General features: G+C 44.4%; 19 protein-coding genes and 1 pseudogene. 15 read left to right on the top strand and 5 right to left on the bottom strand.

Annotation, left to right across the window (positions count from 1 at the left end; all coding sequences use genetic code 11):
- Positions 1-41: 41 nt before the first annotated feature.
- Positions 42-788 (bottom strand): annotated as a pseudogene (locus ACED41_RS18490) (MFS transporter); the annotation flags it as partial.
- Positions 789-1,058: 270 nt separating this feature from the next.
- Between ACED41_RS18490 and ACED41_RS18485 the strand changes: the two are divergent.
- The 4 genes from ACED41_RS18485 (at position 1,059) to ACED41_RS18470 (ending at position 4,105) form a co-directional block, all read left to right on the top strand.
- Positions 1,059-2,144, top strand: a complete 1,086-nt coding sequence (locus tag ACED41_RS18485; RefSeq protein ID WP_371725444.1) for a PQQ-dependent sugar dehydrogenase — start codon at positions 1,059-1,061, stop codon at positions 2,142-2,144.
- Between the two features lie 448 nt (positions 2,145-2,592).
- On the top strand, positions 2,593-2,802 hold the full coding sequence (locus ACED41_RS18480; RefSeq protein ID WP_010430417.1) for a cold-shock protein: 210 nt from the start codon (positions 2,593-2,595) through the stop codon (positions 2,800-2,802).
- A 117-nt stretch (positions 2,803-2,919) separates the two neighbouring features.
- Entirely contained in the window at positions 2,920-3,459 is a 540-nt protein-coding gene (locus ACED41_RS18475; RefSeq protein ID WP_017061727.1) for a YaeQ family protein, read from the top strand.
- The gene (locus ACED41_RS18470; protein ID WP_371725443.1) at positions 3,452-4,105 is read left to right on the top strand and encodes a hypothetical protein; all 654 of its coding nucleotides are present in this window, start codon (positions 3,452-3,454) and stop codon (positions 4,103-4,105) included. Before ACED41_RS18475 ends, ACED41_RS18470 begins: the two co-directional genes overlap by 8 nt.
- Before the next feature lie 302 nt (positions 4,106-4,407).
- On the opposite strand, the gene folE is transcribed toward ACED41_RS18470, so the two are convergent.
- Positions 4,408-5,061, bottom strand: a complete 654-nt coding sequence (gene folE / locus ACED41_RS18465; RefSeq protein WP_017061725.1) for a GTP cyclohydrolase I FolE — start codon at positions 5,059-5,061, stop codon at positions 4,408-4,410.
- 216 nt (positions 5,062-5,277) lie between these two features.
- On the opposite strand from folE, the gene moeA reads away from it, so the two are divergent.
- From moeA to ACED41_RS18430, 7 genes are all read left to right on the top strand, one after another.
- On the top strand, positions 5,278-6,513 hold the full coding sequence (gene moeA / locus ACED41_RS18460; protein ID WP_371725442.1) for a molybdopterin molybdotransferase MoeA: 1,236 nt from the start codon (positions 5,278-5,280) through the stop codon (positions 6,511-6,513).
- A gap of 12 nt (positions 6,514-6,525) precedes the next feature.
- Entirely contained in the window at positions 6,526-7,275 is a 750-nt protein-coding gene (moeB, locus tag ACED41_RS18455; RefSeq protein ID WP_371725441.1) for a molybdopterin-synthase adenylyltransferase MoeB, read from the top strand.
- 255 nt (positions 7,276-7,530) lie between these two features.
- Positions 7,531-9,666, top strand: coding sequence for an LruC domain-containing protein (locus ACED41_RS18450; RefSeq protein WP_102333908.1), 2,136 nt, complete (start codon positions 7,531-7,533; stop codon positions 9,664-9,666).
- Between the two features lie 11 nt (positions 9,667-9,677).
- Positions 9,678-10,313 carry a hypothetical protein gene (locus tag ACED41_RS18445; protein ID WP_371725440.1) on the top strand — a complete coding sequence of 212 codons (636 nt, stop codon included), beginning with the start codon at positions 9,678-9,680 and terminating at the stop codon, positions 10,311-10,313.
- Positions 10,314-10,519: 206 nt separating this feature from the next.
- Positions 10,520-10,834: a hypothetical protein gene (locus ACED41_RS18440; RefSeq protein WP_017061706.1), complete on the top strand. Its 315-nt coding sequence runs from the start codon at positions 10,520-10,522 to the stop codon at positions 10,832-10,834.
- A 123-nt stretch (positions 10,835-10,957) separates the two neighbouring features.
- A complete protein-coding gene (locus ACED41_RS18435) occupies positions 10,958-11,806 on the top strand; it encodes a sulfurtransferase (protein WP_017065718.1) in 849 nt (282 codons plus the stop codon).
- Between the two features lie 385 nt (positions 11,807-12,191).
- Positions 12,192-14,486 (top strand): putative bifunctional diguanylate cyclase/phosphodiesterase, encoded by a 2,295-nt coding sequence (locus tag ACED41_RS18430; protein WP_371725439.1) that lies wholly within the window; start codon positions 12,192-12,194, stop codon positions 14,484-14,486.
- A gap of 91 nt (positions 14,487-14,577) precedes the next feature.
- Here ACED41_RS18430 and ACED41_RS18425 read toward each other — a convergent pair whose 3' ends face one another.
- Together ACED41_RS18425 and ACED41_RS18420 are read right to left on the bottom strand one after the other, a co-directional pair.
- Positions 14,578-15,948 (bottom strand): glycoside hydrolase family 18 protein, encoded by a 1,371-nt coding sequence (locus ACED41_RS18425; protein WP_371725438.1) that lies wholly within the window; start codon positions 15,946-15,948, stop codon positions 14,578-14,580.
- A gap of 172 nt (positions 15,949-16,120) precedes the next feature.
- A complete protein-coding gene (locus tag ACED41_RS18420) occupies positions 16,121-17,125 on the bottom strand; it encodes a sugar-binding transcriptional regulator (protein WP_017064428.1) in 1,005 nt (334 codons plus the stop codon).
- Positions 17,126-17,584: 459 nt separating this feature from the next.
- On the opposite strand from ACED41_RS18420, the gene tal reads away from it, so the two are divergent.
- Both tal and tkt read left to right on the top strand, forming a co-directional pair.
- Positions 17,585-18,535: a transaldolase gene (tal, locus tag ACED41_RS18415; RefSeq protein ID WP_009845571.1), complete on the top strand. Its 951-nt coding sequence runs from the start codon at positions 17,585-17,587 to the stop codon at positions 18,533-18,535.
- Positions 18,536-18,622: 87 nt separating this feature from the next.
- The gene (gene tkt / locus ACED41_RS18410) at positions 18,623-20,614 is read left to right on the top strand and encodes a transketolase (RefSeq protein WP_371725437.1); all 1,992 of its coding nucleotides are present in this window, start codon (positions 18,623-18,625) and stop codon (positions 20,612-20,614) included.
- Positions 20,615-20,722: 108 nt separating this feature from the next.
- Here the strand turns inward: tkt and ACED41_RS18405 are convergent, their stop codons facing one another.
- Positions 20,723-22,285, bottom strand: coding sequence for a methyl-accepting chemotaxis protein (locus tag ACED41_RS18405; RefSeq protein WP_371725436.1), 1,563 nt, complete (start codon positions 22,283-22,285; stop codon positions 20,723-20,725).
- Between the two features lie 826 nt (positions 22,286-23,111).
- Between ACED41_RS18405 and ACED41_RS18400 the strand changes: the two genes are divergently transcribed.
- A complete protein-coding gene (locus ACED41_RS18400) occupies positions 23,112-23,438 on the top strand; it encodes a hypothetical protein (RefSeq protein ID WP_017064423.1) in 327 nt (108 codons plus the stop codon).
- Positions 23,439-23,485: 47 nt separating this feature from the next.
- Positions 23,486-26,218 carry an immune inhibitor A domain-containing protein gene (locus tag ACED41_RS18395; protein WP_371725435.1) on the top strand — a complete coding sequence of 911 codons (2,733 nt, stop codon included), beginning with the start codon at positions 23,486-23,488 and terminating at the stop codon, positions 26,216-26,218.
- Positions 26,219-26,224 lie beyond the last annotated feature (6 nt).

Here is a 26,224-nt window from a genome sequence, read left to right as displayed (position 1 = left end):
AACATCACTTCACGCTACCCCTTATTCCATATGGGTTTTTCATGATCTTGCCCTGTCATGCCAATCTGATTTTGCATGATAAATGGCATCACTGATACGGTGGTGATCATCAAGCTAAAGTTAAGCCAGCCAATACTCGCAAAGCTCATAAAATAACGAGAAGTGAGTAGCTCTTTGTATTGAGAAATCATTTTCTTCGGTGAAGGGATAGCCGAAACCTTAGTGACGGTTTCCTTAAACTTGAACGCCAATACCACCCAAGCCAATGAGACATAGCCAAGTAGTGAGATAAACACCATACTCCAGCCAAAGTGGAAGTTAATAAACCCACCGATAACAGGCGCGATCAAAGGTGTTATAGAGGCAACCATCGCAATATAAGACATAGCCAAAGGCAAGTCTGCGCCGTTGAATCTATCGCGCGTCGAGGCACGAGCAAGTACAGCGCAACAGCCGGTTCCTAGGCCTTGTAGAAATCGCCCCATCACCATATTGGTAAACGAGTGGCTGAAGAAAATGATCATCAATAGTCCCAGCATGGCGATTAATAATCCGCTCAGCAGCACTTTCTTGCGCCCAAGAGCATCGGAAATAGGGCCATAAATAAACTGGGAAGGCCCAAAACCTAATAGGTACACGCTTACCAATAGCTGGGCTTGCTCTAGTGATACATCGAAGTCTTTGGCGATCCAAGGTAGTGATGGAAACACCAGTCCCATACTGAGCTGACCGATACTGATGACCAAGCACGCAAGTAAGATCGATTTAAAATCAAATCCACGACTCATCGTTTAATAGGTCCGTTCGAAGAAAAATCGTGCGTATCTAACTCACAACATAAAAACTGAGAAAATAGCGAAAATGCTGCTGGTGAGTTGTTCATAATGCTCCGACAGGATCAAATAGAGAAAGGCAGAGTAAACATACGTGAGCTTGTATAATCATACAATAGGCGTTCAACTAAATATGTGAATAGTCACTTTTCAGCAACCTCGGCTTTCCGCCTATCGGCCACAAGCGCTAGACTAACACTAGATGCTCATAATCAAGGGACTTCAATGAACACTCATCACCGTATTTTTTCATGTGCTTTGGCGCTGCTTGCCTCAGGTCCTGTAACGTCAGCCTTTGCTTGGCAGGCAGAGAAGATCACCGACGGACTCGTGATCCCTTGGGGACTGGCTTATGTCAACGATAAGTCCATGCTAGTCACAGAAAAATCAGGCGTCATTAAACATGTCGATTTAAAAACTGGCGATCAACACACACTCTTCAGGCTGCCCAATGTATGGTCGAAAGGCCAAGGTGGATTATTAGATATCGCACTTTCCCCTTTTGAAAACGGAAAGTTCTACGTCACTTACAGTAAAGACATCGATGATGAAGGCGTAACAACACTGGCTTCTGCTAATTACAGCAATAATGAAGTCATCAATTGGACAGACGTGTTTGTAACTAAATCCAGAACGGACACAGGACGTCACTTTGGTAGCCGTATCACCTTTGATGATAGCCACCTGTATTTTTCAATCGGTGATCGAGGTGATCGAGACAACGGCCAAGACACCATGACTCACGCCGGATCAATATTACGACTGAATGCCGATGGAAGCACACCAAGCGATAACCCATTCACGGATAACAACAAAGTGCTCAATGAAATTTGGAGCTTTGGCCATCGTAATCCACAAGGTCTGTATTACGATTTCCCGACTCAAAAGCTTTGGTCGATTGAACACGGCCCTCGCGGTGGTGATGAAATTAACCTAATAAAAGCGGGTGCCAACTATGGGTGGCCTGTCACCTCACACGGAAAAGAGTATTGGGGCCCTATCAGCGTTGGCGAATCGGAAACCAAAGATGGTATTGAAGCGCCAAAAAAAGTCTATGTTCCTTCAATCGCTCCGGGCAGTTTGCTTGTTTACCAAGGAGACAAATACCCAGAGCTGAAAGGCAAACTGCTGGCTGGCGCACTAAAACTTACTCACATCAATATTGTGACAGTCAATGAACAAGGTGAGGCAATCGAGGAAGAACGCATTTTAGAGGACTTGGGCGAAAGGATAAGAGACATCGAAACTTCACCAAACGGAGACATCTTCTTCAGCACTGATAATGGCAACCTGTACCGCTTGAAAAAGTAGCCGAGACCTCGTTCAAGTAAAGGCACTTACCTTACAACGACATTTATAAATATAAGCCGTTAAAAGTGGGCTCAACGCCCAGTTAGCGGCTTTAAATTTGCAAAAATGAATGCGCTAAAACAGTGCATTGACTCCAAATTCGTCATCAATTTCGACCACCTTTTTCACAAAAACTACAACAAATCACCATACAACTGTAACTCCATGATATTTAAGGAATGCAAAGTTTGACTACCCCCAAGTTTCTGCAACCTTTCCCTATGTATTCGATTGACTATCCCCTGATTTGATTTAGACTCGTTTCCGGCTAGAAAGAAAGTTCTTTGTATATAAACATTTCGTTGGATTACTAGTAACCCCGTTGTGTTGTACGCAATAGCAATAAACTTTTCCGCGCTATCAGTGCCACAATTGGCTCAAAATAAAAATTTAATTTTAGGATATCATCATGTCTAACACAGTTACTGGTACAGTAAAATGGTTCAACGAAACTAAAGGCTTCGGCTTCATTCAACAAGAAAACGGCCCAGACGTATTCGCACACTTCTCTGCTATCACTGGCGACGGTTTCAAAACTCTTGCTGAAGGCCAAAAAGTTGAGTTCGTAGTATCTCAAGGTCAAAAAGGCCCACAAGCTGACAGCATCAAAGTACTTTAATTTAGTATTTTAAAGCTTTCTAAAAATAGCCAGCCTCTGCTGGCTATTTTTTTACCCGCTATTCAGAGATTTAAGGTAATATTCCCCTTCACTATTTCTACCTAAGACACCCTCTCAATGGCTCTTAAACCGACAATCTACAAGTTTCGTATCTCTTTAACCGATATGAATCGCGACTATTACGACTCTTTCAATCTAACGGTTGCACAACACCCTTCTGAAACAGAACAGCGAATGATGGCTCGAATCATGGCTTTCTGTATCAATGCGTCTCCTGAACTTGAGTTCACTAAAGGGTTGTCTAGCATTGAAGAACCCGATTTATGGCAAAAGTCGTTAGACGATCAAATCCTAGAATGGGTTGATGTAGGCGAACCTGATCCAGAGCGTGTTAAGAAGGCAACTCGCCTATCTAAATCAGTACGCGTATTCAGCTTCAACACTAAATCAAACGTTTGGTGGGAGCAGAACAAAGGTAAATTCGGCTACCTAAAAGCTCAGATCGTTCGTCTAGACAACGATGGTATTGAGCAGCTAGCAGCGATGACACAACGTACGATGGATCTTTCAGTCATGCTGACGGGTAACTCTGCTTTCATTAACAGCGATACTCAATCGGCAGAAGTAACGTGGGAAGAGCTACAGAGTAATGACTGAGCGTCCAACCCCGAATAATTCGCAAACAGCAGCTAGCCAGCTAGAAGAAGCCAAGCAACAAGCCGACGCGCAGCAAGAAATCAAAGCTAAACAACAAGCTAGAACCAAGCTTCACCAGTGTTTAAAAGAAGCAGGTTTAGGTTCAGTCAAAGCGCTCTCGACAGGCTACGAGAAAGAGCTGTCGTCATTTATTGATGAAAACCACGCTTTGTTTAAACACGCTTGCGAGAACAAGCCGGAGAACTCTGCACGTCAGACGTTGCTTGGCTTGCTAACCAAGGTACATATCGATGCAAGCTATCGCTTTGAAAGCAATAAAGAAGCGAATGAGGCGATGCAAAATGTATTCGATAATACAGTGGGAACTGAGCACAGCGACAAGTTTCAAAACTCTAACGCTCAACAGTTAAAACTAGTCACGCATTTGTGGTTGTTCATTCAAGGACGACTAGGAATGGATTACAGCCTAGCCAATGATCACGCAGCTGTAGCCGCTACGCTACTGTCTCGTATATCGAGAAGCAGTGATGATGAGATTCGCGTAGAGTTCATGGCGAGTTTTTACGATGGTTTGAGCATCTATCAAGCCGAGAACAAGCCATCCGGTATTGTTCACCACTTAAAGCGTTTGTTTAACCTTTCTTAAGCACTCCACCAGCGACTGATTCTAGTTACGCTCTATATGCTTTCAACAAACGTTAAGATATAGAGCGTGCTTTTTCTGCTTGGCCGCAACAGATTCCCTATTACGTTCATTCCTCACTTTAGGGAATGGCGAAAGTGAATAAGTCGCTCATTCTTCACTTTAGGGAATAACAGCATTCTCAGCCATTACAGTTGACTTCATTGCAGGCGTAAAAAAGCCCCGCATAAAGCGAGGCTTAGAATATATTTCAATGAACATCAATTTACAGAGGCTAAATTGAATTCATCTAATAATGCAGTGAATCAACGCAGGCCGTGTAAGAACTCGTGGCGCGTTGCTGGGTTTGATCTGAAGATACCGCCCAGAGCTGTTGTTGTCGTTTCGCTAGTCGCGTCCATTACACCGCGTGATTTCACGCAGTAGTGAACCGCATCCATGGTGACAGCAACGTCATCAGTTTCGAGTAGCGTTTGCAGTGCAACAAGGATCTGCTGCGTCATACGCTCTTGAACTTGTGGGCGCTGAGCAAAGAATCGAACAATACGGTTAATCTTTGAAAGACCAATGATTTTTCCACGCGGGATATAAGCGACCGCAGTCTTACCATCAATCGTCACTAAGTGGTGCTCACAAGTACTGGTCACGGTAATGTCTTTTACTCGTACCATCTCACGAACGCCCATCTTGTTTTCGATTACCGTAATTTTAGGGAAATTGGCGTAATCCAAACCAGAGAAAATTTCATCCACGTACATTTTAGCAATACGTTGCGGTGTTTCTTCCAGACTATCGTCCGTAAGATCAAGTTCAAGGAGAGTGAGAATCTCACGCATATGGTGTTCGATTCGTTCCTTTTTCTCTTCTCGGCTAACCTGGTTTGGACTCATTGGTGTCTCTAAACCACGGCTTGCTAGCGCATCTTTAACCAACTTCGCTGATTCGCTAAGACCTGACATTGAACTTCCTCTTTTATTACCCCTTCTGGATGGCAAACAAGGATACTCGGAATTTTGAATAAATACACCCATATTTTAAGGGAGGTCATTATTTACGGGGCTTAAACTGTGCTAGAGTGGCTAGAATTTCGTTGGCGAACCATCATGATTTGATAACTATTGAATCCCTATTGCCAACCGCCAAATCAAAATAATAACGATCAAAGGATTTCAATTATGGGCTGTTGCGACGCTCCGGGCTTGATGCCAATTGAAGAAGCACTAGATAAGCTGCTATCACCAATTCAACCTATTCAAACGACCTTATCACTGCCATTAGCAGAAGCATTGGGTTACGTACTTGCTGAAGATATTCTATCCCCTATTTTCGTACCTCCTTTTGATAACTCAGCAATGGACGGCTATGCACTGCGCTTAGCAGACCTAGAGAACAGTAAAGTGCTGCCTTTAGCGGGCAAGTCCTTTGCAGGTCAACCATTTGAAGGTGAATGGCCTGCAAACACCTGTATTCGCATTATGACTGGCGCAAAGATCCCGGAAGGTTGTGACGCCGTAATCATGCAAGAAAACACGGCTGAAACTGACGCTGGCATTGAGATTCAACAAGACGACATCAAGCTAAACAATAACATTCGCCCTACTGGTGACGACATCAAACAAGGCGATATCGTTCTTAGCCGTGGCGAACGTTTAACACCTCGTGACATTCCAATGATTGCTTCGCTCGGTGTGAGCCATGTAACTGTGGTACACAAGCCTAAAGTCGCTTTCTTCTCTACTGGCGATGAGCTCAAGCCATTAGGTCAGCCTCTTGAAGATGGTCAGATCTACGACAGCAACCGCTACGGTATCAAACCACTGATTGAAGCGTTTGGTTGCGAAGCAATTGACCTAGGTATTATTCCTGATTGCCCTGCAACGCTTAAAGAAACCTTTGTAAAAGCACAAGAACTGGCAGACGTAGTTGTCACCTCTGGTGGCGTAAGTGTCGGCGAAGCTGATTACACCAAAGACATTCTTGAAGAGCTTGGCGAAATCGGCTTTTGGAAACTAGCAATCAAACCAGGTAAACCATTCGCATTTGGTGAGCTAGACAACGCTTGGTTCTGTGGCCTACCGGGTAACCCAGTGTCTGCAATGATGACCATGTACGTGTTAGTTCAACCTATGCTGGCTAAACTTGCCGGTCACACTGCGTGGACAGCACCAGAATCGATTCCTGCTATCACTAAATCTGCATTCAAAAAAGGCCCAGGCCGTACTGATTACCAACGTGGCATCTACTCGATTGAAAACGGTCAGTTTGTAGTAGAAACAACAGGTAACCAAAGTTCAGGCGCTTTCCGCTCAATGAGCTTAGCAAACTGCTTTGTGGTACTAGAGCGCGAACGTGGCCGTGTTGAAGTCGGTGAAACGGTTCAGATTCAACTGTTTAACTCCACGCTTTACTAACGAGGCTTGCTGATGGAAATACTGTCTGACGCAGAGATGCTTCGTTACAATCGCCAGATCATTCTCAAACAGTTTGATTTTGAAGGCCAAGAAGCGCTGAAACAGAGTTCAATCTTAGTGTTAGGTGCAGGTGGTTTAGGCTGTGCCTCTGCTCAATACCTCGCGACTGCGGGAATTGGTAAGCTAACACTGATCGACGATGATATTGTCGAGCTTTCAAACTTGCAGCGACAAGTGCTTCACACCGATGCTGACATTGGTAAGAAGAAAGTCGTTTCAGCCGCTGAATCATTACAGGTGTTAAACCCACACCTTAGAGTTGAAACGGTCGACCACAGACTTGATGACGAGGCACTAGCAAAGCTCATTGAAGCGCATTCGTTAGTACTTGATGCCAGCGACAACGTTGAAACGCGCAATCAACTTAACCGTTTGTGTTACGCATCAATAACGCCTCTAGTATCGGGCGCTGCGATTCGCATGGAAGGTCAGATTAGCGTATTCACTTATCAAGATGAAAATGCACCTTGTTACCAGTGCTTGAGCGCTCTATTCGGCAACGCTGCTCTAAGCTGTGTTGAAGCCGGTGTGATGGCACCTGTTGTTGGCATGGTTGGCGCGGCTCAGGCTTTGGAAGCTATCAAGGTTATTGCCGGGTTTGGACAACCAAAGCAAGGCAAGCTTTTGATTCTCGATGCCATGTCTCACAGCTGGCGTGAAATGAATTTAATGAAGATGCCTAATTGTTCGGTGTGTGGATAAGATAAATCATATCCCCCTCTGATCGAAAACCTAAGCCTTGACTATATGTTGGGGCTTTTTTATGTCTCAACGTCAGCATCTCACTCGCTTTATCAATTTGAAATACTCTATGAGAGATTAGTTTCATTTGAGTTCTCATTTTGAGAATACAGTGAAAAAATCAGCACCTAAAAACATAACCTTTAAAAATCAATAATTTAAAATTGGCACATAACTTGTAACTGTATCTGTACCTTCCATCACAAGGATGTAGATATGAGAATTACAACGTTAAGTTTGCTATTAAGTGCCCCTCTAGTCGCCAACGCAGCGCCATTCGATACCTGCCCTAGTCAAGCATACCTCTTTCAGTCGAAACCCGTTGAAGTTTGGGGGGTAAACCTTGTAACAGGTTCAACCACTCTGTTGGAAGACGATACGGGTATGAATGCCAATATCAATGGTGTCGGTTTCGACTTTCAAGACAGATATATTTATGGCTATGACACCACCAACAAACGCTTGGTGCGCCTTGGACAGGATTTCCAAGCTGAAGTTATCAATACCAGTGGCTTACCAACCGATCACACTTTCTATGTCGGCGACGTCTATGACCATGTTTACTACTTGTATCGTACAGGTAAGGGACTATTTACTGTTGACCTCTCTCCTTTAGACTCTGATCCGAATGCGACCGTCACGGTCAACAAAATCGCAGGCAGCCCTGCAACTGTAAAACTGACTGATTTCGCCTTTCATCCAAGTGATGGCTCTTTATATGGTATCGATAATAACTCTGGTGGCTTATACAGCTTCAACCCTACAACTGGTGCCGAAACCTACATCGGAGACACCGGCGAGTTAGGTACGTTCGGTGCTGGCTATTTTGATGTCAACGGCTACTACTACGTATCTCGAAACCAAGACGGTAAAATTTACCGTATCAATCTGTCTCCAGACAACGCTGCCAATATCGCGGCAGGTATTGTTCCAGCCGTTGAATTTGTTTCGAATGGCCCAGCTTCTGGTCAAAACGATGGTGCTCGTTGTGCTAATGCACCTGTTGTTGATGAAGACTCAAACATCGACTTCGGTGATGCTCCAGACAGCTACCTAACGTTACTGGCGAGCAATGGCCCTCGACATGAACTCGATGGCATCACATGGTTAGGTACAACTCCTCCAGATGCGGATTTAGATGGTTATGTCACACCTCAATCAGATGAAACTGTCGGGGTGGATGATGAATGGGCAAACGGTGGTATCGGTTTTGTTACCGCACTTGAAGCAGGGCTTGATTCAAAAGTAGTAATTGAAGCTTCAACAACCGGTTACCTTTCAGCTTGGATAGACTGGAACCAAGATGGCAGCTTCGATGGCGCCAACGAGCAAGTGTTTACAGATTACGCGCTCGATGCTGGTGAAAACGATCTATTCCTAAATGTCGACATCAACGCACTAACCGGTACTACGTGGGCTAGATTTAGATTCAGCCAACAAACCAACCTAAGTTACTTTGGCGGTTCAACCTCTGGTGAGGTGGTCGATATTCAAGTCGATGTCCTTAACGATGGCGCCACCGCTCGTTACTTCCCAAGTGCTTCTGGCTACGCAACGCTCGCGTACGAAGATAACTGGCCTTATAAAGCCGACTACGACATGAACGATGCTGTTCTTATGTATCGCATTACTGAGATCCTTAAAGATGGAAAAGTCGTTAAGTCCACTATCGACGGCCGCCTAGCTGCTGTCGGGGCAACGTACAGAAATGGTTTTGCTGTTCGACTTCCTAACCTAGACCCGAGCTTGGTGAGTAGTGGTAGCTCTTACATGAAACACAACGGTGTATTCACTGACCTTGACCTAGAAGATGGACGTAGCGAAGCAATCTTTGTTATCGCCAATGACCTGACAGAAAAAATCAGCACTGGCTGTACCTTCTACCGCACCAGTAATGGATGTAAAGAGGATGAGCAGTTCTCATTCCAAATTGGTATTACTTTAGCCGGTGACGGTGTGAGTACTGGCAGTTGGACCGATATGCCTTACGACCCGTTCATTTTTGCAACGCCTGGGTATTATCACGGTGAAAACCTACCTCTACATCCAGGGCGCAGCTGGGAGGTTCACTTGCCAGACCAAGCTCCAACCGAAGCATTTGATACCACTAACCTCTTTGAAGCTGGTTTAGGCGTCGATGACAGTAATCCATCAACAGGTAAATACTTCAAAACAGCAGAAAACCACCCTTGGGCTCTCATAGTAACTTCGGATGACGAATGGGAGTGGCCTCTAGAGTACGTCGATATTGTTACCGCTTACCCAGAGTTTAAAGAATACGCAGAATCCGGCGGTGACACGAACCAAACATGGTACCAATCACCTGCAGACAACCAACGTTACGAACCATAAGGAGAGACGTTATGACTATTCACACTAAACAATATCGAGACAATCATTGCGTTGATTCAAGCCGCAATCTCTCTGAGGAAGAACGTATGTCTGTACAAAGCACTTGGAACATGAAGAAGTCACTAGCCGTTATTTTAGCTACAGCGCCATTGGTATTAGCCGGTTGTGGGGGCGGCGGCGGTGGGGGCGGAAGTACATCTACGGCATCACCATCTACACCCTCGACACCTGCAACTCCGTCGAATCCGGTAACAGCAACGACTCCGGTAACAGCAACGCCTTCGCCGTCTCCCGCGACAAGTGCGGTAGCAGCGCAGAGCTATACGATGAGTGATTTGGTGGTACCTGATGGATTTGACTACAACTCTGTTGAACAGTTTGATCTCAACATTGACATCAGCAGCATTTCGACAGACCGTTCTTTTGTGACCGTTTATAGCCGCTTTAGTACAAGAGATGACTCAACCTTGAAGCCGGATTACTCCAGCAAGGTCATTTCGGGCCCACTAGATAACGGTGTGTTCGCCTCCAACTTTGCAGCACCAGTAAACCATGACGCACTCTTGATAGAGATTTGGTTTTACGATGGTCAACCTCCATTACAACAAGTGGTTTCTAGCGGCGACTCTCAGATTGTCTGGCAGTAAATTGTTTAACAGCAGGTAACTTGTCGTTAGCGAGATCTCTGACGAAACAGAGTCAAAATGGATTGTTTGTAAGTAGAAAGTGAGCAGAAATGCTCACTTTTTTATTTTCGTCGAGGAGCAGTTAATTCAGCTTTCTTAGCGAGTAGCATTCACTTTACCACCAACCTCACTTATATTTTCAACATAACCTTCAAAGACTTACTCTCATGAAACAGTTAAAAATAGGTCTATTTATCTTAATGTGTGGCGTAGGCGTGTTAGTTGCCCTTGCCTATTTCCCGCTAACATCAGAGACGGGGCAACGTATTCAAGCCAAAGTAATTTCGAACACGCTTACTCAATCCTTAGATGGGCACAGGCGTTATCTGACGGTTCAGACAAAAGATAATGACGTATTTCGGCTCTCTATTGCTCCTACCACAGACTGCCCTATTGATTCTGTGGTCGCGCTTGATACATTAAACAATCAAATAACCGGACAAAGCAGTTATCAGTTCATCCACTGTCGAGCTGCACAGTAGCCATCGATGCAACAACGGTATTCGTAAAGCAACTGTATTCGCAAAAGCAACAGTAATCGCTCTACCACTGTATTCGCTAAAACAGTATGAATCGCTAAAACAACAAGAATGGATATAACAATAATGAATCAGCCACTCATCTCACCACAACAACTTCAACAACGTTTGCTAGCAGAAGACAATATCATCATCCTCGACGCCAGCATCGAGTTTCAAATTCCAAGCGAGTCAGAAAAGATCAAAGGACAAATGATTCCTGGTGCTATTCGTTTTGACTACGACAAAGACTTTTGTAACAAGCACACTCTGCTTCCTCACATGTTTCCGAGCGAAAAACACTTCAACACTCGCGCAAAAGAAATTGGCATCAATCAAGACAGTACGATTGTGGTTTACGATAACTCCGGAACCTTCGCTTCTCCTCGTGCGTGGTGGATGTTTATGGCAATGGGACACAACGACGTATTCATCTTAGATGGCGGTTTGCCAGCTTGGATCGAAGCCGGTTACGCGACCGAGACTGACTATCGCACCGAAGTAAAAGCGGGCAATTTTGAAGGCCATATTCAAGACAACTACTTTGTCAGTGCTCAGCAGATTGAAGGTTACTCAACTGACAAGAGCGCAAACATTGTAGATGCTCGTTCTCAAGCTCGTTTCGATTCAGAAGTTCCTGAACCACGTGAAGGCTTGCGTAGTGGCCATATACCGAATTCTATTTGCCTACCATTTGCCCAAGTACTCAAAAACGGCAAGTTAAAGTCCCAAGAAGAGCTTATTGATATCTTTTCAACGCTAGAATTAACGCCTTCTCAACCTATGTTCTTTAGCTGTGGCTCTGGCGTAACAGCTTGCATCATATTATTAGCCGCTAAACTCGCTGGCTATAACGGTGAAATGGGTGTTTACGATGGTTCATGGACGGAATGGGGTGCTAACGACAAACTCCCTATCGCCGTGACTAAAAAGTAATTCAACTTCGCTTAATGCAACTATTAGAATATACTGCGCATGCATAAAGAGCTTACTGATAATGATGGCCCCACGTCTCATGAAGTAAGCCTCTATGTCGCAGTTAACGCTATGTTCATTTGAGACCAAGACTCGATTCACGCTGTTTGATTTGTAACCCACATCAACTTGCTAACCATAATTCGTGATTAATCATAAACTAATCGTTATCGACGTTATGAATACTAATTTTTCACTCAAGAATCTCTGCTCGTAGTCGTTACACTATTTAATCATTAATACTTTCATCATTGATGTTTGTATTTTTCGTTGCATGAATCGCGCTGACAACCCAATAGTTTGTCACTTGCAGTCTGTTAAAAGTAGTAACCAACAAAGGCATCTCATGGCTCTATTTAAGCAAAATATCTGGTCGCTGTACGCGTTTGTCGTACTACTGACCCTGATACTTTTCGCCGCGTTGGGAATAACAAACTGGAAAGCAAACAGAGACGACTTCATAGAGCAGCAACACATTCAGGTTGAGCTTTTTTCTAGCTCCGTCAACTCGCTGCTGACCAGTCAAGAAGCCTTGTTAGAAGTGGTTGGCCATCAACTGGCTCAACAGTCTGATTTCACACGTACTGCATCTATCCAGATTAGGCCAATATTAGACAAGCTACTTGAGACCCACCCTGCGATAGCAGCGTTTGGCTTGTTGAACACCGACGGTGATTACCTCTCGATTAGCTCAAATCTCGAACTTGCGAATCAAAGGAACTTGCTGCAATACGCGCCAACCAGAGGCTCCTTCCTAGACGCCCTATCAAGCAGTAGCATGGTGCTTGGCCGTACCTATTTTCAAGATTCGTTGAATAGCTTAGTCATCCCGCTGAGAAAATCCATTTCAATCGATGGCAAGAAAACCGATGCAGTAATGACCGCAGGGCTACGATTAGACGCAACGATCGTATTTGAAAATAATGCTCACGCCGGAAGTTTCAATACACTAAGCCTGATCAGAAAAGACAGCTATCGCCAGTTTTATTCAAGTGATATTGAATCTGAGAGTGCCTATTCCTCTCCAGTCGGCAAAGATGTCATACAGCGTATTGCAAGTATCTTTACCGACCACTTCGGAATTAGCGTACAAGAAGCGATGAATGGGCAAGAAACCTATTCTTTTGTCGTCGACGATGAAGAGTACCACTCTTTGATGAGCGCGAAATACATCCCAAACTACAAATTATGGGTGGTAGGACGTACGGATCTAACTCACGTCGATAGTATATTCATACAAGAGTTCAGCATTCTTTTCGTTGCCTTTATTTTTCTTCAGTTTGGTTTCTACTTTTTGGTTAAGTCGATTGCCAAGAATGAACAACGGACTCGTAGCCAACTCATTTATCAGGCGAACCATGACCCTTTAACCTCTCTGCCAAACCGTTTGTACATGCGTAGAAACATTGGTAAATGGATTGACGATGAGTCAGAGCCGTTTTCGCTGTTGTTTATCGATATCGATAACTTTAAATGCGTCAATGACACCCACGGGCATGACTTTGGAGATAAGGTTCTCAAACAGATCGCTTTGCGTTTGATGAGGTTCCGATCTCGCCTCAGCCTATTGGTACGTGAATCCAGTGATGAGTTTTTGTTCTTGACGCCCTTGTCGAATGAAGCTGAAATTAAACGACTCGCCAAGCGCATTATTGAAGTGCTTTCTCAACCTTATGAAGTTGAAAGCGCTCAGTTTTTGTTAGGTTGCAGCATCGGCGTAGCGCGTTTCCCAGAACACGGAAAAGATCTGGATAGCCTGTTACGTTCTGCCGATATTTCAATGTACAAAGCGAAACAGCAGCAAAACTCGTACAGTATTTTCACAACGGAAATGCAAGATGCTCATCTCTACAAAATGAAAGTAGAACAAAGGCTACGCATCGCTATCGAGAAACAAACGCTGTTCATGGTTTTCCAACCGCTGGTTCGTGCAAATGAAAGTATTCATGGTGTAGAAGCACTCGTGCGCTGGATTGATGAGGAATTGGGTTTTGTTCCGCCAGATGTCTTTATACCGATAGCAGAGAACACGGGTTTAATGCAAAAACTGGGGACTTTTATTATTGAGTCCAGCATTATGCAGATCGCCCACTTGCACCGAACAACAGAACAAAAAATCGGGCTGTCGATCAACATATCAGTGTGTCAGTTTTCTCATCAATCCTTCTCTGAGCACTTGTTCGCGACACTAGAAAAGTATCAACTCTCTCCTAGCTGTGTAACGCTAGAAATTACCGAGAGCTTGTTCATTGAAGATGTGACTTTGGTGAAACCGACTTTTGAAGCCCTCAAAGAGAAGAATATAAAGATCTCTTTAGATGATTTCGGGACAGGTTATTCATCACTAAGTATGTTGAAAGCACTGCCTATCGATGAACTTAAAATCGATAAGAGCTTTATTGAGAACATTGCTGTCGATCAGCAGTCACTCACCATGGTGCAAAACATCATCGCAATCGGTAAGAACTTCGGCATGGTGGTATTAGCAGAAGGCGTAGAATCAAACGAACACTTCGCAATTCTAAAGGCATGTGGATGTGACTTAATGCAAGGCTATTACTTCTCTCGCCCTATTCCTTATGATGAGCTGGCTACTCACCTAAACAAGAAAGTGACCGAGCACGCGGAATGTTCTGTTTAAGAACGTGAGTTAAATAGACGAGCTAAATAAGGTAGGCGGCTAAACACCTACCTTATTTTCTAGGTATTTTCTGTTCAGTTATTTATTCATTTCACTTTTTATTCATTTCACTATGCATAACATCGATCAACTGCCCGGAAGGATCTCCTGATAATTCCCAAGTAAAAATGCCGCCTAGGTCTGATTTCTTCGCCCATTCTGCCTTTGCTTTAATAGAACGCTGATCTTCAAAAGATATGAATACTTTTTTATCTGGGTTCCACAAATAAGGTGCTTGAGCTTGCTCATCATACTTATACTCATAACCTTGTTTACTGCTGTAGTTATTCATAAGATCCCAAAACATGAAGTAACCGTTTTCGCCGGTACCAAACTGCGCCCCTTGTTCAGAAACTAGGTCACCTTTAGGCAGCTCTCCAGCAAAGTCTTTTGTCCCTTGCCAACCTCGACCATAAAAAGCCGCCCCGATCACGAGCTTCTCGCTAGGAATACCTTGCTCTATCATCTGATTAATGAAGACATCAGCTCCCATTCCCCACCAACTACGCTCGGTGGCATGTAAGTTTGTTGTGTGACCTGTTTGAGTTCCCCAGCCTCCGAGGAAGTCATACGTCATCGCAAACATGTTCGTCAGATATGGGCTAGCTGCGTTCCAATCAATTTGAGCTGCCTTAGCACCAACACCGACAGCCGTTGAAAGCTCGTAATCTCTTTGAGTCGTCTTTGATAGAGCGTCCAAATCACTTCTGATTGTTTTTACTAAAAGTGTGAAAGCTTCACGCTCTTGCGCTTTCTGCTCATCCGTTAGTTTCGTCTCTGGGTTCCAAGGGGAAGTGGTCAAGCCGCCGCCTCCTGGGTATTCCCAATCAAGATCAATACCATCAAAGAAGTCATATTTTTGAATCAACTCAACAGCAGTTTTTGAAAAGTGCGCAATGGCTTGAGGATCTTTCGCCATCGCATGGAAAGGTTCAGACATTGTCCACCCTCCAAATGAGGGCAAAATTTTGATATTTTGATTGTCGGCCTTCAGTTGAGCTAACTGGGCAAAGTGACCTTTATAGGCGACATCAACACCCACGTCTCCGAAATCGACTTCTAACGCAGCTTCTTTATCCACAATAATCGCGGTATATGGTTGTTTGTCTGCACATTGCTGCTGAATTTGTTTTTGGACGGGCTCACCAGCACCGCTATGAGGACCACACATGCTCAAGAAGGCGTAAATAATATGTGAGAGCTTGTCTGCAGGTATGTCGTCAACGGTATAAGGGTTGTCTTTATTCAGATATTGCCAATCCGCAAAATACCCTGCGACGACTTTATCATCGGCATGTACTGTAGGTGTGAGCATACAAGCCGTGGCTATTGAGCTAAGCCCAAAGATAGAAATAGATTTAAAGATAGAACTTGATTGGTCACTGTTGCTAGAAATAGCGTGTGTGATAAATGACAGTTTCATAATTATCTCCTTTAGTGTGGCTTAACATTAAAGAGTGATAATTCTTTCAACCGCTGAACAAATTCACTATTCGAGTCATGTCTAATAGTTATCCCCCTTATTGCACTGGTTTCATTAGGGGGATTTTCCATGATTACTCAAATAGTGAATTCAACGAAGCACAAATATCTTACTATTCACTGCCGTATGGTTTATTCACGCTAAGTTGTTCGTCCAAATTAAGTACCGTTAAAGCATTACTTACGCTGGTTGCGATCACGTCTACCACGCCGGTTCTTAGTGCACCTAACAAAGCGAGTGGTTTACTGTTCTCTGCTGCAATGGCAATGACTTCTGCAATTGGGCGGAATTCTTCCAAGGCCAAACCAATCACACGGTCACTCATTACTGTGTTTGCTGTTTTACCGTGAACATCGAAAAAGTCATAACCCGCAAAGTCACCGACGACTCCTTGCAATAAACGAGATTGAACGACCTCACCTGCGGTAAACCAACCTAAGTCGACCATATAGCTGTTTTCACTCATATCACCGATACCGACTAATGCAACATCGGCTTTTCGAGCGAGATCGAGGGTCTGCTTAACGGTGCTGTTTTCCATGAATGCGGTTTTTTGCGCTTTATTCTCGGCATAAGCGGGCGCGTATAAGGTTTCAGAAGATCCACCGTACTTTTTGGCTAACTGCCTGCATATATGGTCGGCATTAAACATACCGCCTCTTGGGTGAATACCGCCGATACCACACACGAATTTGCAGTCTCGTGGCGTAATGACGCCAGTGTGATGAGCAACAGACGATACGTTTCGCCCTTGTCCTACTGTCACTACCATGCCGTTTTTCAGTGTACTGGTAAGGTAGTTAGACACTAAACCAGCAACCTGTAATCGCTGCTTCTCTTCATTTGGTTGGTCTAGTGCCACAAGCGCACGCTTTACACCAAATCGTTCGATCAAACGTTGCTCGATCTTCGCACTAAAGACGGGGTGATATTTCACGGTGATCTCAACAATGCCCTCATCTCGGGCTTGCTTGAGCATTCGACCAACCTTTGCACGGGAGATAGAGTACTTTTTAGATATCTCTTCTTGCGTGGCACCATCTTGATAATAAGCAACCGCTACTTCAGTGAGGAGATCAGTGTTTTCTTCGGAAACATCTTGGATATTCTTACTCATATACCACTCAACCAATATTTAACAATTATTTTACCTGCTTGAAGAACAAATGTTCGATGCTTAAGCAAGTGATACACAAGTTTACACCCCGAACATATGTAACAGCAAGGTACATTTGCTCATAGTCATAACCATGGTTTTGTTGTTGATTAATTCACCTCACTTTGCTCGTTAAACGTTTGCTTGCATAGCCCATGATTACTAGAGCGAAATATATTTGACTGAAGTCACCATACAGTACTATTTACCGTTGACTTTGGGGCTAGATCGGATAAATATGGCTACATCATTTACTCATCGAGCGATCAAATGTTCTGTGCAAATGTTCGTTCGGAGAAAAATTTAAATTAATGTAAGTTTGGCTCACTGGTACAACCATTGAGAACTTCATTAGTTAGCTTGCAAATGCCCACACCTCTCCCATTAATGAGGTGTTATGCGATACATAGGATGATCAAAATGAGCAATAAATTAGAGCAACTTCGTAAACTAACAACTGTTGTAGCTGACACTGGCGATATCGAAGCTATCAGCAAGTACACTCCTGAAGATGCAACAACTAACCCATCTCTAATTCTTAAAGCTGCTCAAATTGCTGAGTACGCTCCTCTAATCGATGCTTCTATCGAATACGCAAAAGCGCAAAGCGGTGATAAAGCACAGCAAGTTCAAGATACTTGCGACATGCTTAACGTGAACATCGGTAAAGAAATCCTAAAAGTTGTACCTGGCCGTATCTCTACTGAAGTAGATGCTCGTCTTTCTTACGACATGGAAGGCAGCGTTGCTAAAGCTCGTCAACTTATCAAAATGTACAACGACGCTGGTATCACTAATGACCGCATCCTTATCAAACTGGCTTCTACTTGGGAAGGCATCCGTGCTGCTGAAATCCTAGAGAAAGAAGGCATCAACTGTAACCTAACGCTTCTATTCTCTTTCGCTCAAGCTCGTGCTTGTGCTGAAGCTGGCGTATTCCTAATCTCTCCTTTCGTTGGTCGCATCATGGACTGGTACAAAGCGAAAGAAGGTCGTGATTTCGAAGCTTCAGAAGATCCAGGCGTAATCTCTGTTTCAGATATCTACAACTACTACAAAGACCACGGCTACAAAACTGTTGTTATGGGCGCAAGCTTCCGTAACATCGGCGAGATCCTTGAGCTTGCTGGTTGTGACCGTCTAACTATCGCTCCTCAACTTCTAGCAGACCTAGAAGCAGCAGAAGGCGAAGTAGTAGAGAAGCTTATCGACTCTAACGGTACTAAAGAGCGTCCAGCAGCGATGACTCACGCTGAGTTCCTATGGGACCACAACCAAGATGCAATGGCTGTTGAGAAACTGGCTGAAGGCATCCGCAACTTCGCCGTCGACCAAGGCAAACTAGAAGACATGATCGCAGCTAAGCTGTAATCACTCTTACCAAATTCAAATAGGGGAACGTTCAGTTCCCCTACTTTTATCAATTTTGTTTTTCTTAATTTTTATTCGGAAGTTCTTATGAATCGCAAACATCTAGCTAACGCTATTCGTGCTCTAAGCATGGACGGCGTACAACAAGCAAACTCTGGTCACCCAGGCGCACCTATGGGTATGGCTGACATCGCTGAAGTACTTTGGCGTTCTCACTTAAACCACAACCCAGCAAACCCAGAGTGGGCTGACCGCGACCGTTTTATCCTGTCTAACGGCCACGGCTCAATGCTGATTTACTCTCTGCTGCACCTAGCAGGTTACGAGCTTTCAATTGAAGATCTTAAGAACTTCCGTCAACTGCACTCTAAGACTCCAGGTCACCCAGAGTACGGCTACGCACCAGGCATCGAAACAACGACTGGTCCTCTAGGTCAAGGCATCACTAACGCTGTTGGTATGGCTATGGCAGAGAAAGCGCTAGCAGCACAGTTCAACAAAGAAGGCCACGACATCGTAGACCACTACACTTATGCATTCATGGGTGATGGCTGTCTGATGGAAGGTATTTCTCACGAAGCATGTTCTCTAGCAGGTACGCTTGGTCTTGGTAAGCTGGTTGCTTTCTGGGATGACAACGGTATCTCTATCGATGGCGAAGTTGAAGGTTGGTTCTCTGACGATACACCTAAGCGTTTCGAAGCTTACGGCTGGCACGTAATCCCAGCGGTAGATGGTCACGATTCTGACGCTATCAACGCAGCGATTGAAGCGGCTAAAGCAGACCCTCGCCCTACTCTAATCTGCACTAAAACAGTGATTGGCTTTGGTTCTCCAAACAAAGCAGGTACGCACGACTGTCACGGTGCTCCACTAGGCGCTGAAGAAATTGCAGCAACACGTAAAGAATTAGGTTGGGAGCACGGTCCTTTTGAAATTCCGCCGGAAGTTTACTCAGAGTGGGATGCGAAAGAAGCAGGCGCAGCTAAGGAAGCAGCGTGGAACGAGAAACTTGCAGCTTATGAAGCAGCATACCCTGAGCTGGCAGCTGAATTCAAACGCCGCGTAAACGGTGACCTACCAGCTGAGTGGGAAGAGAAAGCATCGGCAATCATCGCTGATCTTCAAGCTAACCCAGCAAACATCGCATCACGTAAAGCATCTCAAAATGCTCTAGAAGCGTTCGGTGCTATGCTACCAGAATTCATGGGCGGCTCTGCTGACCTTGCGCCTTCTAACCTAACTATGTGGTCTGGTTCTAAGTCTCTTGAAGCGAACGACTTCTCTGGTAACTACATCCATTACGGTGTACGTGAATTCGGTATGACGGCTATCATGAACGGTATCGCTCTACACGGTGGTTTCGTACCATACGGCGCAACGTTCCTAATGTTCATGGAATACGCGCGTAACGCTATGCGTATGGCTGCTCTGATGAAAACTCAGAACATCCAAGTTTACACGCATGACTCTATCGGTCTTGGCGAAGATGGTCCAACTCACCAACCAGTTGAGCAAATCGCTTCTCTACGTCTAACTCCAAACATGAGCACATGGCGCCCATGTGACCAAGTTGAGTCTGCTGTTGCTTGGAAACTAGCAATCGAGCGTAAAGATGGTCCTTCTGCACTTATCTTCTCTCGTCAAAACCTTGCACAACAAGATCGTGACGCTGAGCAAGTAGCAAACATCGCTAAGGGTGGTTACATCCTGAAAGATTGTGAAGGCAAGCCAGAGCTTATCCTTATCGCAACGGGTTCTGAAGTTGAGCTAGCGGTTAACGCTGCTGCTGAGCTAACGGCTGAAGGTAAGAAAGTACGCGTAGTTTCTATGCCTGCTACTGATGCGTTCGACAAACAAGACGCGCAGTACCGTGAGTCTGTACTTCCATCTGACGTAACGGCACGTATCGCTGTAGAAGCTGGCATCGCTGACTTCTGGTACAAGTACGTTGGTTTCGGTGGCAAGATCATCGGTATGACAACGTTCGGCGAGTCTGCACCTGCAGGTGAGCTATTCAAGATGTTCGGTTTCACTACTGAAAACGTAGTAAACACAGCGAAAGAGCTTCTAGCTTAATCTTGAATACATTGTCTCGCCCTTCAATGGGTTGATGCATACAGAAAGCCCCGCATGAAAATACGGGGCTTTTTTTGTCTTTTCTCTCATTCGGATTAAATCTAACGGCTATTTTTCTTCGAAACGCTTTGCCAGTTGGTAGAACTCATTGACTTGTTCTTTTAGCTCTGTGGAGTGGTCTTTCACAGAATGCGTTGCCACTAAGTTTTGTTCTGCGGTCGAGGCGATAGACTGCATATGCAGATTGACTTCACTCGACAGCTCACGTTGCTTATGAGCAGAACTTTCAACAGACTGCATGAGTTCATTCATGGATTGCATTAGGTTTTCGACTTCCGACAAGCGCTCTGCACTTACCTTAGCAACATCACCACACGCGTCCGTTTGCTCTCGGTTCGCCAGAATATCTTTCTGCCACCCTTCAATCGTCGTTAGCATTGTATCAATGCTCTCTTTGATCTGAACCGTAGCCTTTGAGGTTCGACCCGACAATGCACGGACTTCGTCTGCAACGACAGCAAAGCCTCGTCCTTGCTCGCCCGCTCTCGCCGCTTCAATCGCAGCGTTCAGGGCCAACAAGTTGGTTTGTTCGGCGATTCCACCAATCTCTTCCATTATCTTACTTACGCTCTGCGCTTGGTCGCTCAGTTGGTAAGTCGTTTGAGTCGCCTTTTCGGCCTGAGAAGCTAGTCTCTCTAAGTTTTGATGAGTTTGATTAATACTCTCTTTAGCGCCAGCACAGGTTTGCAAAGTCACATCGACAATCTGGTGCGCTTCTTCTGTGCGAGAAGAGACCTCATTAGCGGTGACTTCAACCTCTTCAGTCGCCTCTCGTACTTGAAGAATATCTTTTGTTTGTTGATCTAAAGCTTCAGATACTTCAAATGACGTGGCATTCAAGTTGTCAGCCAAATCTTGTAACGGCTTGGCAGAGTCTGTCATACGACCTAATACGGTGCGGATTCTTGCAGACAATAGTTTTAAGTGAAAATCGGCAATAGAAAACTGACTATTACCTGAATAAACAAGACGACTAACACTATCGAATTTAGATTGCAGCTTTTTCAACTGCAGTGGAGTATCAATCAGCTCTTGTCGGAAAAGCAGTGCTAATGCTGAAACAGGAAGTAGGCTCAACAACCATTGTGATACTTGCCCTACTTCAATGAGATTTGAAATTAACGGCGCAGCCAAAGAGCCTAGCAACACGGCGTAACGAACACTGTCACTGATCTTTAATGACCATTGGCGACCCGACTTTTCAGCCTTCAAGAGGCCTTGGTAAGCCTTATCTGCAACTTGTATCCATTCATTCTTTGGCTTAACACGAACAGATTGGTAGCCACTCACCTTACCATTGTCGTAAATTGGAGTTACATAAGCATCGACCCAGTAAAACCCACCAGATTTGGTTTTGTTTTTTACGATGCCACGCCAAGCTTTACCTTGCTTTAGGTTAACCCACATATCAGCAAAAGCGGCTTTCGGCATATCGTTATGCCTTACGATATTGTGGTGTTGCCCTAGCAATTCTTGTTGGCTGTATTCCGCTATGCGACAAAAAGCATCATTACTGTACGTAATCACGCCTTTTAAATCAGTGGTAGAGACAAGTTGTTCGTTTTCGCTGAGAAGCGTTTCACGAGATTGAGTAGATGAGCTGACAGTCATTATATTAACTTAGGTTAATTATTATTTTAGGCGAGGAATATATACAATTATTAAAGTTATGACAAAATGTGAACGTCACATTTTGTGTAAATGCCTGCTATTTATACAAAAATACGCTCGACACCTCACAAAGCTCAACGCTTCACGCTTCTTCTCAAATCAACATTTATAAATCATCTAAGTTACCTACAGTTTAAATCTCATGGTTCTCATTGAAACAGAGGTATGGAATGTACGAATGTTTAAATCTTTGCACAGCACTCATTCAACAAAGCCTTTAGTAAGCTTGGATGTCTTAACCATGGCAATCCTCTACTCAACCATAAGTAAATCGCTAACGCGTACACGAACTAAAAAGCCTAAACGCGGGCTCTTTTTCTTATCTGATAACTCCATTTGATCGAGCTATTGTGAAATCTGTTCTCTTGAAGCACTTTAAATCGCGCTTAATACCCTAATTATTGATATTTTGAGTAAAAATAATTTGAGCATGGGTATTTACTAATGACTCAGTTATTACATGCGTATTTTAAAACACCGATAATAAAAAATCATCTTATTAGTTAGAACCCAACGCCTTGTATAAAGCGCCCTCCAGAATAATAACCACGACCTAATCAATGTTATTAAACATCCAAACTATCAACTATTCATTCAACAAAACCCATTAAATAACTGACAATAGAATAAATAACACTCCTTATTTTATATTAACTCTAAATGTTGAAACCGGAACGAATAATTAATTGTAATAATTATCCATTTGATTGGTAAATTTTATAAATATATTTTGTTACATAATCAAAACTGATGGCTTGATATAATAATGTCACACAAAACAATGGCTTTAATGGTTCTAATTTTTTCCTCACTGTCACAGGCTTCCACTATTGAGAACGACGAACTATTGCTGAAGTCATTGATAAAACAAGGTGTTATCTGTTCAGGCTTAACCTATGAGGAAAATCAAGAAGCTTTGCGTATCTATCTCAACGCTAAAAAAGTGAAGAGCACTCCGTTTGATTCAAAAAATAGAAAAGAGACAACCAATACAAAAGAGATAGAAGGTAAAAAACATACAACAAACACACGTCAGTTAAATAAGACACCACAAGAGTGTATTAGGCCAAACTCGGACAACAGATCCGAATAAGGCAAGTTGATACTGATATCGACATGGAAATACAAAAAGGAAATATAATGAAAATGATGAGAAAAACATTGTTGGCTTCAGCAATGCTTACTCTATTTAGCGTCAGTGGTTATGCAAAAACACCTATTGATTTAGGCGTAGTTAATGAAGACAAACTCATTGAAATGCTAGTTAGACAAGGCTTAGTCGACCAAGATGCAACCGATGCGGCAAAGCGCGATGCGCTTAACCGTTACTTAAAAAATAAGATCAATTCCGGTTTCAAAGGCGATGCTCAATTCGGTAAAAAAGCACTTGAACAACGAGCGAAAATACTCAAAGCCATTGAGAAAGGGTCTGGCGTTAAAAAAGCGAGTGTCTTTGCTTTAGAAGTCGGCACCAAGCGCACCGATAAAGTACTCGCTCTATTGGTCGATTTCCCTGATTTGAACTGGGATGACAACAAGTTGACCGAAGAGCACACGCAGATGCTCTACGGGAGCTACAGCCCTGAACATTATCAAGAGTTGTTGTTTTCAAATTCTGGCTACACAGGGCCAAATGGCGAAAACCTAATCTCGATGCGCCAATATTACCAAAGCGAATCAGGCGACAGTTACAGCGTTGCAGGTCAAGCGGCAGGTTGGTATCGCGCCTCTAAGCCTGCGTCATTCTATGGTGGCAACTCCCCTACCACCGACAACGACCTAAACGCCCAAGAACTGGTTCGTGAAGCGCTGAATCAACTGGCTCAAGATCCGAGTATCAACCTTGCCGATTACGACGGTGACGGAAATTTCCGCGAACCCGATGGTGTGATTGATCACCTGATGGTGTTTCATGCATCGGTAGGCGAAGAAGCCGGTGGTGGCGTGTTAGGCCCTGATGCGATTTGGTCTCACCGATTCAACCTTGGTCGCATTCATGTACTGGAAGGTACTTCTAGCTCGCTTCCAGATCGATTTGGTGGCCAATACGCGGCGTTCGATTACACCATTCAACCGATTGATGCGGCTGCAGGTGTTTGTGCCCACGAATATGGTCATGATTTAGGCTTACCAGACGAGTATGACACGCAATACACAGGCAGAGGCGAACCGGTTTCTTACTGGTCAATCATGTCTTCGGGCAGTTGGGCTGGTCAAATTGGTGGTACACAACCAACGGCATTCAGCTCTTGGGCAAAACACTTCCTACAGAAATCGATTGGCGGACGTTGGGTTAACGATGATCAGCTCTCGATTGATGACCTAGAAGACAACCCACAAGTGTATACGCTGTTCCAAACAACGGATAACAGTCGTCCTAACATGATCAAAGTGGATCTTCCTGAAAAGCAGATTGAAAGTCTGAAACCCTTTGAGGGCGAGTATTCATTCCACTCTCAAAAAGGCGATGATCTGAAAAACAGTATGACTCGCAAGTTGATGATCCCAGCGGGTGATTCTGCACTGCTGTCTTTCAAAACTTGGTATGAGATTGAAAAAGACTACGACTTTGCGCGCGTGCTAATCAACGGACAAGCCATTGCAGGCAACATTACCTCAATGGACGACCCATACAACACGGGCCTCGTTCCTGCTATTGGCGGCGAATCTGGCGGATGGGTTAACGCTGAGTTCGACGTTTCACAATGGGCAGGACAAGAAGTTGAACTTTCATTTGAGTACATCACCGATGGCGGCTTAGCAATGGAAGGCTTCTATTTAGATAACCTTGCTGTGGTTGTCGATGGTGAAGTGACCTCAATAGATGATGGTGAAAGCAACTCCACCTTCTCCCTTAATGGTTACAAGCTGAGTAATGGATTCCATCAAGCGCAGCACTACTATCTATTGCAGTGGCGCAGCCACATGGATGTTGATGAAGGCCTAGCGAACATCAAACGCATGGGACAACTGATGTCATTCGACCCAGGATTGATCATTTGGTACGTCGACGAATCACTCACCGACAACTGGGTAGGTAAACACCCTGGTGAAGGTTGGTTAGGCGTGGTCGATGCAGACCAAAATGCCATGGTGTGGGCAAACTCTGGTGAAGTGGCTCAAACACGCTACCAAGTTCGAGACGCTGCGTTTTCACTCAAAGATCATACTCCAATGCGCCTTGTAAACAGCGATAATGATGTACTCGAAGATACCAGTTTGGTTGGCAATGCTAGCTTCTCGGATGACCAAGATTACACATCGCCTCAAGCACTAGATTCAGGACGCATCCTGACGGAGTTTGGTTTAGCGGTCGATATTGTGAATCAGAGTGATAACAACGAATACGGTGTGGTTCGCTTATCTAAAGTAAGCCAACACAACATCGTTCCTACTGCGAACTTCGAGCTTAATGTGACTGGTCTGACTGTTTCTGCAAACAACTTCAGCTCAGACCAAGACGGTGAGATCGCCCGTTACCTATGGGACTTTGGCAACGGCACAACAAGTAACGAAGTGGCACCAACTTGGTCTTACGAGCAAGCGGGCGAATACACGGTGAACTTGACTGTTGTCGACGACAAAGGCGCTACCGCTTCATTTAGCTCCGTAGTGAGTGTTGAATCTCCAAACGCCCTTCCAGAAGCGAGCGCGAAGTACATTCACTTGGGCCGCTGGGTAACCATGTGGTCTACAAGTTCAGACAGCGATGGTCGTATTGTTGATACCGAGTGGACACTTCCAAACGGAAAGGTGAAACGAGGTCGCACATTCACGTCAATCTTCCCTTCATACGGAAAGCACGAGGTGACACTGAAGATAATCGATGACCAAGGTGGGATTACCACTAAGACAATTTTGGTCGACCTGTAAATCATC

This window comes from Vibrio sp. 1F255, from assembly GCF_041439145.1.
GTDB classification, from domain to species: domain Bacteria; phylum Pseudomonadota; class Gammaproteobacteria; order Enterobacterales; family Vibrionaceae; genus Vibrio; species Vibrio crassostreae_C.
The sequence above is the reverse complement of the archived record's forward strand: the minus strand, read 5'-3'. Positions and strand labels throughout refer to the sequence as shown.